Source organism: Candidatus Mycobacterium wuenschmannii, assembly GCF_030252325.1.
In the GTDB taxonomy this organism is placed as follows: domain Bacteria; phylum Actinomycetota; class Actinomycetes; order Mycobacteriales; family Mycobacteriaceae; genus Mycobacterium; species Mycobacterium wuenschmannii.
Window position 1 is genome coordinate 1,955,566 of sequence record NZ_CP126981.1, and the last position, 14,152, is coordinate 1,969,717.

General features: G+C 64.6%; 14 protein-coding genes. 12 read left to right on the forward strand and 2 right to left on the reverse strand.

From position 1 onward, the window contains the following. The first annotated feature begins 141 nt into the window (after positions 1 to 141). From PT015_RS09290 to PT015_RS09330, 9 genes are all read left to right on the forward strand, one after another. Positions 142 to 1,203 (forward strand): AraC family transcriptional regulator, encoded by a 1,062-nt coding sequence (locus PT015_RS09290; protein WP_285190330.1) that lies wholly within the window; start codon positions 142 to 144, stop codon positions 1,201 to 1,203. A gap of 87 nt (positions 1,204 to 1,290) precedes the next feature. Continuing rightward, on the forward strand, positions 1,291 to 2,787 hold the full coding sequence (locus PT015_RS09295; RefSeq protein WP_285190331.1) for a flavin-containing monooxygenase: 1,497 nt from the start codon (positions 1,291 to 1,293) through the stop codon (positions 2,785 to 2,787). Further along, positions 2,784 to 4,502 (forward strand): GMC oxidoreductase, encoded by a 1,719-nt coding sequence (locus PT015_RS09300; RefSeq protein WP_285190333.1) that lies wholly within the window; start codon positions 2,784 to 2,786, stop codon positions 4,500 to 4,502. Before PT015_RS09295 ends, PT015_RS09300 begins: the two co-directional genes overlap by 4 nt. Positions 4,503 to 4,518: 16 nt before the next feature. Beyond that, on the forward strand, positions 4,519 to 5,055 hold the full coding sequence (locus PT015_RS09305; protein WP_285190334.1) for a hypothetical protein: 537 nt from the start codon (positions 4,519 to 4,521) through the stop codon (positions 5,053 to 5,055). A gap of 2 nt (positions 5,056 to 5,057) precedes the next feature. Next, on the forward strand, positions 5,058 to 5,429 hold the full coding sequence (locus PT015_RS09310) for a DUF2255 family protein (protein WP_285190336.1): 372 nt from the start codon (positions 5,058 to 5,060) through the stop codon (positions 5,427 to 5,429). A gap of 270 nt (positions 5,430 to 5,699) precedes the next feature. Beyond that, the gene (locus PT015_RS09315) at positions 5,700 to 6,398 is read left to right on the forward strand and encodes a hypothetical protein (RefSeq protein ID WP_285190337.1); all 699 of its coding nucleotides are present in this window, start codon (positions 5,700 to 5,702) and stop codon (positions 6,396 to 6,398) included. 13 nt (positions 6,399 to 6,411) lie between these two features. Continuing rightward, positions 6,412 to 7,116, forward strand: coding sequence for a hypothetical protein (locus PT015_RS09320; protein ID WP_285190338.1), 705 nt, complete (start codon positions 6,412 to 6,414; stop codon positions 7,114 to 7,116). Positions 7,117 to 7,480: 364 nt separating this feature from the next. Beyond that, positions 7,481 to 8,515, forward strand: a complete 1,035-nt coding sequence (locus PT015_RS09325; RefSeq protein WP_285190339.1) for a hypothetical protein — start codon at positions 7,481 to 7,483, stop codon at positions 8,513 to 8,515. A gap of 8 nt (positions 8,516 to 8,523) precedes the next feature. Then, on the forward strand, positions 8,524 to 9,042 hold the full coding sequence (locus PT015_RS09330) for a hypothetical protein (RefSeq protein WP_285190340.1): 519 nt from the start codon (positions 8,524 to 8,526) through the stop codon (positions 9,040 to 9,042). Positions 9,043 to 9,097: 55 nt separating this feature from the next. Here the strand turns inward: PT015_RS09330 and PT015_RS09335 are convergent, their stop codons facing one another. Beyond that, on the reverse strand, positions 9,098 to 10,282 hold the full coding sequence (locus tag PT015_RS09335; protein WP_285190341.1) for a thiolase family protein: 1,185 nt from the start codon (positions 10,280 to 10,282) through the stop codon (positions 9,098 to 9,100). A 91-nt stretch (positions 10,283 to 10,373) separates the two neighbouring features. Between PT015_RS09335 and PT015_RS09340 the strand changes: the two genes are divergently transcribed. After that, complete coding sequence (locus PT015_RS09340) at positions 10,374 to 10,862, forward strand: winged helix-turn-helix transcriptional regulator (protein ID WP_285190342.1); 489 nt, start codon at positions 10,374 to 10,376, stop codon at positions 10,860 to 10,862. Between the two features lie 68 nt (positions 10,863 to 10,930). On the opposite strand, the gene PT015_RS09345 is transcribed toward PT015_RS09340, so the two are convergent. Beyond that, positions 10,931 to 11,410, reverse strand: coding sequence for an Hsp20/alpha crystallin family protein (locus PT015_RS09345; RefSeq protein ID WP_285191020.1), 480 nt, complete (start codon positions 11,408 to 11,410; stop codon positions 10,931 to 10,933). 366 nt (positions 11,411 to 11,776) lie between these two features. Between PT015_RS09345 and PT015_RS09350 the strand changes: the two genes are divergently transcribed. Beyond that, positions 11,777 to 13,000, forward strand: coding sequence for a cytochrome P450 (locus tag PT015_RS09350; protein ID WP_285190343.1), 1,224 nt, complete (start codon positions 11,777 to 11,779; stop codon positions 12,998 to 13,000). After that, positions 12,997 to 14,148 (forward strand): thiolase family protein, encoded by a 1,152-nt coding sequence (locus PT015_RS09355; RefSeq protein ID WP_285190344.1) that lies wholly within the window; start codon positions 12,997 to 12,999, stop codon positions 14,146 to 14,148. Before PT015_RS09350 ends, PT015_RS09355 begins: the two co-directional genes overlap by 4 nt. Positions 14,149 to 14,152 lie beyond the last annotated feature (4 nt).

Genomic DNA, 14,152 nt, shown 5'->3' on the forward strand with positions numbered 1-14,152 from the left:
GTGGCAGCCCGTAGCCCGTCGCCCAATGCACCGCGTCGCGGATCGGAAGGTCCACGTACCCACACTCCCTGTCACCTGATTGCGCACGAGCCTAATGCTCTGTCTTCGGCGTCTTCGACATCGTTGGTCATACTGAGGTGCATGACCGTGTTCGCGGGGCAGCAGGTGTCGCACTGGGACTTCCCGCGAAGCACCGTCAGCGTTGCCTTGATGACCGAATTCGGTTGCGACAACGGACTTGCCGCCGCAGACGTGCTGAGGGATTCCGGCCTGACCGACGCCGATCTGCGCGACCCCACATCGACGATCGTCGGGCGCCAGGAGTTGACGGTCGCCACCAACCTGGTCGACCTCTTGGGCGACCCGGCTGATCTCGGAATACGCGTGGGCAACGGTTACCACGTCGGATCCATGGGGATCTTCGGTTTCGCCTGCCTGACCAGCTCGACGCTGGGCGATGCCGTCCGGTTCGCGGCCCGCTTCTACGAGCTCAGCTACGGGTTCTGCCTACCGAGCGTGACGGTCGAGGGACCGGTGGCGGCGTTGCGACTCGACCTGCCGGACCTGACCGGGCCGGTGGCGGAGTTCCTGGTGCGACGCGATCTCGCGGCGATCGCGCAGGTCATGGCCGACCTGCTGGGCAGTCCCGTGCCGTTCACGTCGATCGAATTCGCTTCTCCCGCACCGATCTCGGGTGACCGGGCGATGCGCGACATGTTCGGCGTTGCCCCAGGATACGACGCCGCGCTCAACGCCGCGAGGTTTCCGGCGGCGATGCTGGCCGACCGCCTGCCGCAGGCCAGCGAAATCACGGTCGCAACGTGCACGCAGCAGTGCGAGGAGTTGCTGGAGCGCCGCCGGGCCCGGACCGGCGTCGCCCGCCGGGTTCGCGACCGACTGGCGTCGATCAGTGGCGAACCGCACACGGTCGCGAGCGTGGCCCGGCACGTGGCGATGAGCGAGCGGACGCTGCGGCGCCGGCTGACCGAAGAGAACACGTCGTTCCGGGACCTCGCCGACGAGGTCCATCGGGGCCTCGCCGAGGAGCTGCTGGCGACCGGCGCGCTGTCGGTTGAGGACGTCGCCCTGCGGCTGGGCTACGCCGAGGCGACGAGCTTCATCGCGGCGTTCAAGCGCTGGACGGGTACGACTCCCGCCCGCTTTCAGCGCTCGGCCGGCCCCCGCGCGCGCCAGCCGGTCTGAACCGCATCGGCCATTTGGCCGGAATCATGGATTTTGCGTCCGCAATCGTCTCCCGCCGGGGCGGGTACCACTCCTAACGTGGCCGTCATGACTACGACTACCAACCGCCCGCGAGCGCTGGTGATCGGCGCGGGCTTCGGCGGCCTCGGCGCCGCCTACGAGTTGTCCAGGGACGGCCTGGCCGACGTGACGGTGCTGGAGAAGGCCGAAGACATAGGCGGTGTGTGGCGCGAAAACACCTACCCCGGCGCGGCCTGCGACGTCCCGTCGAACCTGTACTCCTACTCGTTCGCCCGCAAGACCGACTGGGGCCGGCGCTACGCGGAGCAGCCCGACATCCTCGGCTACATCCGCGACACCGCCGACCGGTTCGGACTCCGCGACCTGGTGCGGACCGGGGTCGAGGTCACTTCGGCCGAGTACGACGACGCCTCCGCGACCTGGCGGGTGCGGACGTCACAGGGCGAGACGCTCGAGGCCGACATCCTGATCCCGGCCGTGGGCCAGTTGTCACGCCCGGCGCTGCCCTCGATTCCCGGGCTCGAGAGTTTTGCCGGGCCGTCGTTTCACTCGGCCGAGTGGCGACACGACATCGACCTGACCGGCAAGCGGGTCGCCGTGTTGGGCACCGGCGCCTCAGCCATTCAATTCGTTCCGCGCATTCGTCGAGTTGCGAAGCACGTCGTGGTCTTTCAGCGGTCCGCGCCGTATGTGGTCCCGAAGCTGGACCGCGCCTACACCGACGGCCACCACTCCGCGTTCCGGCGTGTGCCCGGGTTCGCCGCCGCGATGCGCGCGCTGATCTGGTACCTCAGCGAGTTCTTCAGCCTCGCGCTGACCAAGGCCGCGCCACTGGCCCGGCTGGTGGGCTGGTGGGCGTCGGCAAATCGTTTGCGGCACATCAAGGATCCGGTGCTGCGCGACAAGGTCACCCCGGATTACGCGATCGGTTGCAAACGCGTGCTGTTCAGCAGTGACTGGTACCCGGCGCTCGCCTGCGACAACGTCGACGTGGAGACCGAGTCGATCACCGAGGTGACGGCGACCGGCGTACGCACCGCGGACGGGCGGCATCACGAGGTTGACGTGATCATCTATGGCACCGGATTCAAAGCCACCGAATTCCTTTCGCCGATTACGGTTTCCGGACGCGGTGGGCTCAGCCTGCAGTCGGTGTGGGCCGATGGGGCGCGGGCCCACCTCGGCATGGCGGTGCCCGGATTTCCAAATTTGTTTCTGATCTACGGCCCGAACACCAACCTGGGTAGCAGCTCAATAATCCTGATGATGGAACAGCAGGCCCGCTACATCCGCCAGCTGGTCGAGGAACTGATCCGCTCTGGTGATCGGCGCGCATTCGAAGTGCGGCCCGAGGTGGAGCAGGCCTACGACACCGATGTGCAGACGCGACTGGACAACGGCGTCTGGACGACCTGCGACTCCTGGTACCGCACCGACTCCGGCCGCGTCACCACGAACTGGCCCGGGCTGGTGCACGAATACCAGCGCCGCACAACGACAGTGGCGTTCTCGGACTATCGGCAGGTCCTCCCGACATCGATAGCGGAAGGAGTTGACGCGTGACTCAGTTCGACTACGACGTGCTGGTGATCGGATCCGGCTTCGGTGGCAGCGTGACCGCGCTACGCCTCAGCGAAAAGGGATATCGGGTCGGCGTGCTCGAGGCGGGCCGCAGATTTCGCGACCAGGACTTCGCCGAGAATAGTTGGCACGTCAGGGATTATCTCTTCCAGCCCGCGGTCGGCTGCTACGGCATCCAACGCATCGACCTGCTGTCCGACGCCGTCGTGCTCAGCGGTGCGGGCGTCGGCGGCGGTTCGTTGGTCTACGCGAACACACTGTACGAACCGGGTGACGGCTTCTACGCCGACTCCCGGTGGAGTGGGATCACCGACTGGAAGGACGAACTCGCGCCCTGGTACGACCAGGCCAAACGGATGCTCGGGGTGGAGACCTATCCGCGGACCACGCCGTCGGACAAGGTGATGCTGCAGATCGCCACCGACCTCGGCGTCGCCGACTCCTTCCACGCCACCCGGGTCGGCGTGTGCTTCAGCGACTCCGACGGTGACCTTGCGGCGCCGGGCGCCCCGGTCGGAGATCCGTACTTCGGCGGCGCCGGGCCGGACCGCAACGCGTGCCTGCACTGTGGCGAATGCATGACGGGTTGCCGACAGAACGCCAAGAACACACTTGTCAAGAACTATCTGTATCTCGCCGAAAACCTCGGCGCGACAATCCATCCGCTCACCACGGTCGTCGACGTCCACCCGCGCACCGACGGCGGGTATGACGTCGTCACACGCCGCACGGGCGGCAAGGTGCGCCGGCGTCGTCGGACGTTCACCGCCGAGCAGGTGGTGTTCTCGGCGGCCGCATTGGGCAGCCAGCGACTGCTGCACCGACTGCGCGACCGTGGCAGCCTGCCGCACGTCTCGCCCAGGCTCGGCGAACTCTCGCGGACCAACTCCGAGGCGATCCTGGCGGTGCGGGCGCGCGGCGACGACGTGGACTACTCGGAGGGCGTCGCGATCACGTCGTCGATACATCCTGACGATCACACCCATGTCGAACCCTGCCGCTACGGCCACGATTCGAATCTGATGGGGCTGCTCGGCACGATTCTGGTCGACGGCCTGGACGGGCGGCGGCGCTGGCGGACCGGACTGAAAGAGCTTGTGAAGCAACGCCGAGACCTGTGGCGGCTGCTCAACCCGACGAATTGGTCGGAGCAGACCATCCCCTTGTTGGTCATGCAGACCCATGACAACTCGCTGACAACTTTCACGCGGCGTCGGCTGTTCAGGCGGCGACTGGTGTCGCGTCAAGGCGTCGGCGATCCGAACCCAACCTGGATTCCGGTGGGCCACGAAATCGCCCGTCGCGCAGCGGATCACCTCGACGGGATCGCCGGCGGCGCGTGGGCGGATCTGGCGGACATCCCGATGACGGGCCACTTCATCGGCGGCTGCGTCATCGGCGAGACCGCGCACGACGGGGTTGTCGATCCATATCACCGCATGCACGGCCACCCCGGGCTGCACGTCATCGACGGTTCGACGATCACGGCCAATCTGGGCGTCAACCCGTCACTCACCATTACCGCGTTGGCCGAGCGCGCGACGTCGTTGTGGCCCAACAAGGGCGACGCGGACGCGCGTCCACCACTGGGATCGCCGTACGTCCGGGTGGCGCCGGTGGCTCCGATTCGGCCTGCGGTGCCACGTTCCGCGCCCGGCGCCCTACGCTTCGCGAGCCCGACCCCCGCCGATAGGTAGGGCTACCCTCGGATACATGTTTGCAGCATTCGGATTCGAGACCATGGGAGTCGTCGTCGGGGACATGTTCTTCGTAGACCCGACACCGAATGAGGGCCAGGAGACGCCAGAACGCGGCGTCAGACTGGAACTGCGCCTGGTCGACAAGGGTGAGCCGCAAGGTTCGATCTACGCCGGAGTGCCGATCTCATTGGGCCGCCCGGTGTGGCGGGTGGATCTGTTCGGGTCCACCGAAAGCCCGCCCGGGACACTCGATCGTGCGCACCACCATCCGAAATTCAGCGACTGGGAGCCGGGCCGCCGAAACTTCGTTCCCGAACTATCGGCCGATCCGGTCGCCTGGCTCACCGGCGAATTGGGCGACCCTGACGCGGTTTTGAGCCGAGCCGGCGTCGACCCCGACGACGTGAGCGACGCCGACAAGGCCGGGCTAGCCGCGGCCGCACCTGACATCGTCGCTGCCGTGAAGCGGATGCTCGACGGCGTGCGCGACGGCGAGTTGGCACCGGAGCCCCCCGAACCCGTCGCGGCCGCTCGCACCGGCTGGCTCTGACGGTGCGCTGGACGCCGGGCCAGCTCGACCACATCGGCTCGGCCGTCGAACTCGAGATCGCGGTGCCGCGCAGCGATGGGACCCAGGGCTCGTGGACACCGATCTGGGTGGTGACGACGGATGGCGAGGTGTTCGTCCGTACCTGGTACCGCCGCTCGACGGGCTGGTTCGGCCGCGTCCTGAAGACGGCACGAGCCCGCATTCGCGTGCCGGGCGTCGAAATCGACGTGTGCGCTGAGGATGTCGGCACCGGGTCTGCAACGCTGCGGGCAGCCGTCGACGACGCCTACCGCGGCAAGTACGGCGGGAGTTCAGCCGACAGGATGGTTGGCGACGACGCCGCGGCGACGACCCTGCGCCTGACACCGGAATGAGTTGAGCTCCGCTCTCCGTATAACCCCGCAGACATCAAGCTGGCGCTGGAACTAGCTGGACGACATCGCTACGCACCCCGTGGAGCTGTACTGATGCGATGTCCGCTGCGCTGTAACTGCTGCGCGGTGCGACCGCCCGGCGGCGTTCGGGGGGGGATGCGTGTTGCAATACAGAGATATTATTCTCATATGTTTTTCAGGCAAATCTCAGGTACTCTTCCGATACGCCACGCGGGCTAACCCGCACACCTAGCCAATCGGGAGTTCGCTATGGGCACCGCTCGCGCAACGATCACGGCATCCATCCTCGGCGCTGCCACTGGGGCGATGCTGAGTGTCGCGTTATTCGGAGATGTCGCGCACGCTGACGTATTACCGACGCTGCCCGTGCCGCCGTTCGATTACGACCAGTACTACTACCTCTACTACCCAAGCAACTACGGGACGCCGGGGGACATAACGAACGACGTTGGTACCCGAACCGACTTTTCCGAGTCCTTTGATCAAGCCTATTCGTCGCCCACGGGGAGCTTCGAGGTTCACGAGATCGCCATTCATCCGTTGTTTCAATATTCGGGGCTTTACGCTGACTACACGGAAACGGTCACCAGCAGCGACGGAGTGGCCCCAGCAGTGGGAACGACGTTTGATAACTCCTACTCGGAAATCAATTTAGGCTTGGGGGGCACATATTCGGTGTTCGACCATTTGAACCTGACGACCCCGGAGGGCATGGTTGATAACTTTTTGTTCGGTAACTCAGGATGGGAAAACGTGTACTACCAGGGTCCGGCGGGGACTATGGACTACCTCGTCAACGATTACGCCACCGCTCCTACATACACTTTTCTTTTCGACTTCCCCGCCGCCGGTGACACCGCAGCGGCCATCAACCCCGCCGATTTCGTAGGGCTTGCCGACGCCCATTCTCTGGCAACGCTGGCCGCTGACATTCCGTCGCTGTTCTAAAGGAGACGCACTGATGAGCCGAATCCACACAGCAGCAGCCGCCTACTTGCTCGGTGCCGTTGCGGGAGCCTTACTGAGCGCGGGATTTGCTATCGGACCGATCGCACACGCCGACGTTCTACCGACACTGCCCGTTCCGCCGTTCGACCCCCCCGTCGGGCACTACATCTCGCTACCCGGCGATCCGAGCGTGCAATCGGACCAAGGATCTACATACTTACTGATCGCCAATTTTTCTCACGACCACCAGTTGTACTTGCTGCCGGACGGCGGCAGTTATGAGGTGGAGGACAACAACACCCTGCTGGGCACACTTTTCACACCGGTCTACACAGATCTCGATGCAAAGGTCATCGCCAGCGACGGAGCATCAGCTCCCGCCGTAGGAACAAACTACGACCAATCTGTATTTGGGCTGTACTTCTTTGGAAGTGGCATAACGTTTGCCACGAACGACACCTTGAGCACCGGCGATGGAGTTGTCGATGTCACCGGATTCCCCTCGATCGACTTAGACAACATTTTTTACCAGGGCCCAGCCGGAACGATCGACTACCTGGTCTACGGGCCCGGCACACCCGATGTCGGTTACGTACCGATCTTCGACATCCCGGCAGCAGGCGACACCGCCGCGGCTCTCAACCCCGCCGACCTGGCCGGGTTGGGCGACGTGACTTCGCTGGCATCGTTGGCTGCTGAAATCCAGACCCTGTTCTAGATCTGAACTGGCCCCGCCGCGGTCGCCGGCCATGTGTTCAGTTCACCGCCAAACACCCGGCGTGCGATCTGCTATTCATTTTCAGAAGCCGAATTGTGTTGCACCCGAATCGCTGTCAGGACTGCTGCGAGTTTGCTGTCAGTCGATTAAACAAGCTTGACACCCTCATGGACGCTTAGAGACTCTTAGTAACGCTTACGCCCCGTTCAGGTTTGGCGTTCCAATGCAGACAGGTGTCGCGATGATGAGGAGCAGAGTTCGCGCGTGGGTCGCCGGTAGCAGTTTGGTTGGCGGGACACTCGCTGCAGCCATCATCAGCGTGACCGGGGCTGCAATCAGTCGGGGCGACACCGGAAGCGTCGCAGTGGATCCCGCCGTCTCCGACACTCTCCTGGCCGCGATCGGCAATCAATACGACCCCGCGTCGTTCGTCTACAGCGCCGACCCGACGAACGTGTTCTCGCCCGTCTACAGCGTCGCGCCGCTAGGGGCCGAGACGGTGACGGCCACGGATGCGGCCGGGGATGTCTTTGGTACTCAAGAGTATTCGCTATCCACCCTCGGCATCCCGCTCAGCACCTTCACCGGATACGTCGAATACAGCCCCGGCGATGCCTCGAATCCGCTGGCCCTGTTGTTCGGTAACCCCTACATCGAAGACATCAACGTGACCGGCGTCCCTGGAACACTGCTGCCGGAGAACACCGGCTTCCTCGTCGAGCAGTTCGGCGGCGGATGGGGCAACGTTCTGGAAGAAGTCAACATCACCGGGTCCCCCACCACCGTCGGCGATTTCCTGGAGACACCGTTCGGGAACGAGAACATCACCCCCATCATCCAGTACCTGATGAACTACACGGGATCCGCTGCGGCGGAGGCAGTCCCGGCGGCCACCGACGGCACGCCAGTCAGCGTGACCACGGACATCGGACTGCTGACGACGGCACAGACTGACATCTCCGACGGACTGACCGCCTTGAGCCAACTGGAGGGCACGCAGGGCACCATTCCGCCCGCACTCGCCGAACTCACCGGTCAATTCGAGGCCATCCAGACGCCCCTCCTGACGTCGGGCAACCCGGTGTTCTCCGGACTGGGTGAAGTGCTGTTCAACGGCCCGGACCAGCAGCTCGCGGACAGCAGCGCGGCCTTCCTGTCGGCCGCGGACGCCTACGTCGCCGACCCCACTTCGGCAGCCAACACCCTCGATCTCATTTCAGCGGGCTTCGGATTCGACGGGTCGCTGCTGGGAGAATCGCTGCCCGTCAACATCTTCGGCAGCCTGGTCGACAAGCTGTTCGATCTCACGCCGGCGGCCGATCTTGCGGCAAGCGTCGACCCGGTCACCGCCGTCGATCCCTCGATCTTCGCGGACTTACTGTCGTTTATCGGGCTCTAGGAATACGGGTGAGAATCCAGTTGCTGCATAGCTTTTCCGGCTTCATCACGGCTGCCACGCTGTTCGCTGCATCACTGGTGGCACCCGCAACGGCTCACGCGGACTGTGGCGACCCCGGTCAAGACCCCTGCACCGGACCTGTGCCCACCGTCGATCAGGTGGTCGGAATCTTGGCCGAGTTGACTGACCCAGAGAGGCCAGCCGCGAGCAAAACCGACATCGTCGTTCCCGGCTTTACGCCCGAGGAAGACCAGACACTCGACGATCACCTGAACCAGATGAATGCGCATGGCGGGCGCCTACCAATCGACTTCCTCGTCACCAACATCCAGCCAGCCCCTGACGATCTGGCCGGAGCGACCGTCGAAACGATGGGGCCGGGACCGAGATACACCCAGACAGCGGCCAGACCATTCGTGCTCGCCGATCAGCACGGGCACTGGTTCATCACCCATGACAGTGCCATCATCCTGACGAACGCCTGGTATAGAAATTCCAGACGCCGCTTCATCCCGGTCGTACCGTGAACGACAACCCCCGCGCCCAAAACGGCTGGGCGCAGGGGTCGTTCGGTGCCGCGGACTAGTCCAGTCGCTCGATGATGGTGGCGTTGGCCATGCCGCCGCCCTCACACATCGTCTGCAGCGCGTACCGGCCGCCACGTTGTTCCAGCGCGTTGACCATCGTCGTCATGATGCGAGCGCCGCTGGCGCCCAACGGATGTCCGATCGCGATCGCGCCGCCGTTGACGTTGGTCTTGGCCAGATCGGCACCGGTGTCCTTGGCCCAGGCCAGCACCACAGGAGCGAAGGCCTCGTTGACCTCGAACAGATCGATGTCGGACAGCTTCAGCCCAGACTTGTGCAGCACCTTCTCGGTGGCCGGGATGACGCCGGTCAGCATGTAGAGCGGGTCCGATCCAACGACGGTGGTGGTGTGGATGCGGGCCAGCGGACGAAGGCCGAGCTTCTTGGCGGCCGCCCCGCTGGTGATCAGTACCGCGGCGCTGCCGTCGGAGAGCGGCGACGAGTTGCCGGGCGTGATCTCCCAGTTGATCTGCGGGAAGCGCTCCCCCACTGCCGGGTCGTAGAACGCCGGCTTGAGGCCGGCCAGCGTCTCGACGGTGGTACCGGGCCGGATGATCTCATCCGTGCTCAATCCCGCGATCGGGACCAGTTCGTTGTCGAAGAGCCCGTCTTTGGTTGCGCGCGCAGCCTTTTCGTGGCTGTTCGCGGAGAACTCGTCGAGAGCGGCGCGCGAAAAGCCCCAGCGCGACGCGATGAGTTCGGCGCTGATGCCCTGCGGTACCAGGCCGTCGGGGTAACGCTCCTTCATGCCCGCACCGAACGGGTTGCTGCCGGGCAGTACCGAGGTGCCCATCGGCACACGGCTCATGGATTCCACCCCGGCCGCGACGACGATGTCGTACGCGCCGGCGAGCACGCCCTGAGCGGCGAAGCTTATCGCCTGCTGACTGCTGCCGCACTGGCGGTCGATGGTGGTGCCCGGAACCGACTCCGGAAAGCCCGCACCCAGCAACGAGTTACGCGCGATGTTGACGGCCTGATCGCCCACCTGAGTCACGGCTCCGGCGATGACGTCGTCGATCTGAGCCGGGTCCACGCCCGTGCGCGCAACCAGCTCGCGCAGGCTGTGCGCCAGCAGGTCCGCGGGCAGAACGTCGTGCAACGCCCCGCTTGCCTTGCCCTTGCCGACGGGCGTTCGTACCGCGCCGACAATGACGGCGTCTCGATCCTGGTATGACATGACTCCTCCTTGAGTCCGCGCTAGGTTTATCCAGCTATACCCAGATGTAACACCTAGGTATACTGGGAGCAACCCAGAACGGAGGTGATGTATGCCACTCCTGCAGGGCGTACTGGCCGATCGCGACGCCTGGTCGGCGGTCGGTGAATGCTCGATCGGAAAGACCATGGCCGCACTCGGCACCAAGTCCGCGATGCTGATCATGCGCGAGGCCTATTACGGCACCACCCGGTTCGACGACTTCGCCCACCGCGTCGGTATCACCAAGGCCGCGGCGGCCGCCCGACTGTCCGAGCTGGTCGACCTCGGCCTGCTGACGCGGAGGCCCTACCGCGAGCCCGGGCAACGCACCCGTGACGAATACATCCTCACCGAGGCCGGCGTCGACTTCATGCCGGTGGTGTGGGCGATGTTCGAGTGGGGCCAGCGACATCTCCCCGGCCGCAACCGATTACGCCTGACCCACCTGGGCTGCGGCGCCGACGCCACCGTCGAGGTCCGGTGCACCGAAGGACATCCGGTCCCGCCGGACGAGCTCGGCGTCGAGTTGACCAAGCGGAACCGCAACCGCGACTCCTGAGGATCAGTCAGTGGGTTGCGAATGCCCGGGACCAGCCGACCGTTCACGTGGTCCCGGGCATCCACGGATCAGACCCCGGCGGGCTCTTTTGCAGACGCTCCGTTGAGCACCGGGCTGCCTTCTTCGGTGATCACCGTGTTGTCCTTCGCGGCCTTGGAACGACCTACGGTGATCTTGCGAGGCTTGGCCTTTTCAGCCACCGGTATCACCAGTCGCAGTACCCCGTCCTGGTAATCCGCCGCGATCCGCGCGGTGTCGAGGTTGTTGCCCAACACCAGCTGGCGGGAGAAGACACCACGCGGTCGCTCGGTAGCGAGCATCTCCCGGGACGGGTCTACCGCGGCGCGTTCGGCGCGCACGGTCACCACGTTGTTCTCAATGTCCAGATCCAGCGCATCGGTGTCCACCCCAGGCAGATCGAACTCAACGATGAACTCGTCACCGCTGCGCCAGGCGTCCATAGGCATGCCGGCGGGCCGGGCCGCGGTGCCGAGAACTTGTTGGGTGAGCCGGTCCAGATCACGGAACGGGTCGGTACGCATCAGCATGGTTGCCACCTCCATTTATCCTTTCCTGTTTCCACACTTTGTGCGTCTACCAGAACGGCTTATATGTGCCAACTGGCATAGATTTTTATATAGCACCGGGATCAGGTCGGAGGCAAGAGGCGAGACAAGATTTTTTTGGAATGCGGCGAGCGCAAGCCGACGAGTCGCGCCCCGCCGGCGAATCGTTCAATGCGCCAACGTGTCCCAGTGCCATCGGCCGGCTCGTAACCGCCGAGGCCGATCTGTGCAGGCGCAGCCCATGACCGAGTGCGTCGAACGTCTCCTCGTTGATGTGCTCTACTGTAATAATTACAGTAAGATCATGCGGCGAGACGCCGTTTCGCTCGACGAGGCTGGAGCGCAGCTGTGGAAGGTCAACTTCGGGACGCCGCCGTCGGCGACGACAAACCGGCCGACTACATCCGCGACCCCTACCCTTACTTCGCCGGGAAGCGTGCCGAGTGCGGCGTATTCCACGGCACGGTCGTCGACTACTCGAAGACCCCGGAGTCGTTGCGACCCAAGAACTCGTTTGCGGCCGTGTCGTTCGAGGCGGTGAACGCGGCGTTTCGCGACGCGCAGACCTTCAGCTCGACCTACTACGACAATACGATCGGGTTGTTCATCGGACCGTCGATCCTGGCGATGGCCGGCAAGACCCATCGCGAACACCGCAATTTGGTTTCCGCGGCGTTCAAGTCCAAGGCGCTTACGCGTTGGGAGCCCGAGATCGTCCGCCCGATCTGCGACGCACTGATCGACGAATTCATCGACGCCAGGAGCGCGGACCTGGTCCGCGATTTCACCTTCGAATTTCCGACCCGGGTCATCGCCACGCTCCTCGGTCTGCCCGCCGAGGATCTGCCGGCATTTCGCCGGCGCGCGGTCGAACTGATCAACTACACCATCAGGTACGAGCGGGCGTTTGAGGCATCCGCGGCCCTCAAGGACTACTTCGTGGCGCAGATTGAACAGCGCAGGGCAGCACCGACGGACGACATCATCGGCGATCTTGTCGCCGCCGAGATCGACGGCGAAAAGCTCAGCGACGAAGCGATCTACTCGTTTCTCCGACTACTGCTCCCGGCCGGATTGGAAACCACCTACCGCTCGTCGGGCAATCTGCTGTATCTACTGCTCACCCACCCAGAGCAGTTCGCCGCCGTGCAGGCCGATAATGCGCTACTCGGGCCGGCGATCGAAGAGGCTCTCCGGTTCGAGACGCCCCTCACCACAGTGCAGCGATTCACCACCGAAGACACTGTGCTGCAGGGTGTCCCGATTCCCGCGCGCTCGGCGGTCGACCTCTGCATCGGCTCAGCCAACCGCGACGAGAGCCGCTGGCAGCATGCGGAGCGATTCGACATCTTCCGTCAGCAGGTACCGCACATCTCCTTCGCGGCCGGCGAGCACACCTGCCTCGGTCTCCACCTTGCCCGCATGGAGACCCGGGTCGCGCTGGAGTGTCTGCTGAGTCGGCTCTCCGAGATCGAGCTCGTCGTCGATCAAGATCCGCACATCTACGGCCAACCCTTCCGCTCGCCGACCGAACTTCCGGTCACCTTCGTTCCGACGGGAGCACGCGCATGAGTCGCAACGACGTCGCGATCATCGGCGTGGGGCTGCACCCGTTCGGCCGCTTCGAGGGCAAGTCCGCAATGCAGATGGCAGGTGACGCCATCCAACTCGCACTCACCGACGCCGGCATCCGTTGGCGGGACGTCCAATTCGCCGTCGGAGGTAGCTGGACGGTAGCCAACCCCGACGCGATCGTGGGCATGGTCGGTCTGACCGGTATCCCGTTCACCGACGTGTTCAATGCCTGCGCCACCGCGGCGAGCGCAACCAAGTTGTGCGCCGACAGCATTCGGCTGGGCGACTTCGACATCGGCATCGCGGTCGGGATGGACAAACATCCACGAGGCGCCTTCACCGAAGACCCGGCACTGGTCGGCATGCCGAGTTGGTACGCGCAGAACGGCCAGTACCTCACCACTCAGTTCTTCGGCATGAAAGCGAACAGGTATCTGCACGACCATCACATCTCCGTCGAGACGCTGGCGAAGGTCGCCGCCAAGAACTTCCGCAATGGCGCGTTGAACCCCAACGCCTTTCGGCGTAAGCCGATCTCGGAGGAGGCCATCCTTGCCTCGCCGATGCTCAACTACCCGTTGACCCAGTACATGTTCTGTGCGCCGGACGAGGGTGCCGCCGCGGTGGTGATGTGCCGGGCCGACATCGCGCACCGCTACACCAGCACTCCGGTTTACGTACGGGCGGTCGAACTCCGTACTCGCCGCTACGGCGCCTATGAGGTGAACACCACCTACGCCCCGGTCGAAGAGGACGTCTCACCGACGGTGTACGCCGCCAAGGCGGCATTCGAGAAGGCCGGCGTCGCACCGCAGGACGTCGATGTCATCCAACTGCAGGACACCGACGCCGGCGCCGAGGTCATCCACATGGCCGAGGCGGGCTTCTGCGCCGACGGCGACCAAGAGCGACTGCTGGCCGACGGCGCCACCGAGATCGGCGGCTCGCTGCCGGTCAACACCGACGGCGGATTGATCGCCAACGGCGAACCCATTGGCGCATCAGGGCTTCGGCAGATGCATGAGCTGGTGCGACAGTTACGGGGCCAGGCCGGCGATCGTCAGGTCCCGGGCAACCCGAAGGTCGGTTTTGCCCAGGTGTACGGCGCGCCCGGGACCGCGGCCGCCACCGTGCTGACGACGTGAGTGC

What these genes read in the sequence shown, in the direction of transcription:
- PT015_RS09290 (WP_285190330.1), top strand. Translation starts at nt 142, where the DNA reads ATGACCGTGTTCGCGGGGCAGCAGGTGTCGCACTGGGACTTCCCGCGA.
- PT015_RS09295 (WP_285190331.1), top strand. Translation starts at nt 1,291, where the DNA reads ATGACTACGACTACCAACCGCCCGCGAGCGCTGGTGATCGGCGCGGGC.
- PT015_RS09305 (WP_285190334.1), top strand. Translation starts at nt 4,519, where the DNA reads ATGTTTGCAGCATTCGGATTCGAGACCATGGGAGTCGTCGTCGGGGAC.
- PT015_RS09315 (WP_285190337.1), top strand. Translation starts at nt 5,700, where the DNA reads ATGGGCACCGCTCGCGCAACGATCACGGCATCCATCCTCGGCGCTGCC.
- PT015_RS09320 (WP_285190338.1), top strand. Translation starts at nt 6,412, where the DNA reads ATGAGCCGAATCCACACAGCAGCAGCCGCCTACTTGCTCGGTGCCGTT.
- PT015_RS09335 (WP_285190341.1), bottom strand. Translation starts at nt 10,282, where the DNA reads ATGTCATACCAGGATCGAGACGCCGTCATTGTCGGCGCGGTACGAACG.
- PT015_RS09340 (WP_285190342.1), top strand. Translation starts at nt 10,374, where the DNA reads ATGCCACTCCTGCAGGGCGTACTGGCCGATCGCGACGCCTGGTCGGCG.
- PT015_RS09345 (WP_285191020.1), bottom strand. Translation starts at nt 11,410, where the DNA reads ATGCTGATGCGTACCGACCCGTTCCGTGATCTGGACCGGCTCACCCAA.
- PT015_RS09355 (WP_285190344.1), top strand. Translation starts at nt 12,997, where the DNA reads ATGAGTCGCAACGACGTCGCGATCATCGGCGTGGGGCTGCACCCGTTC.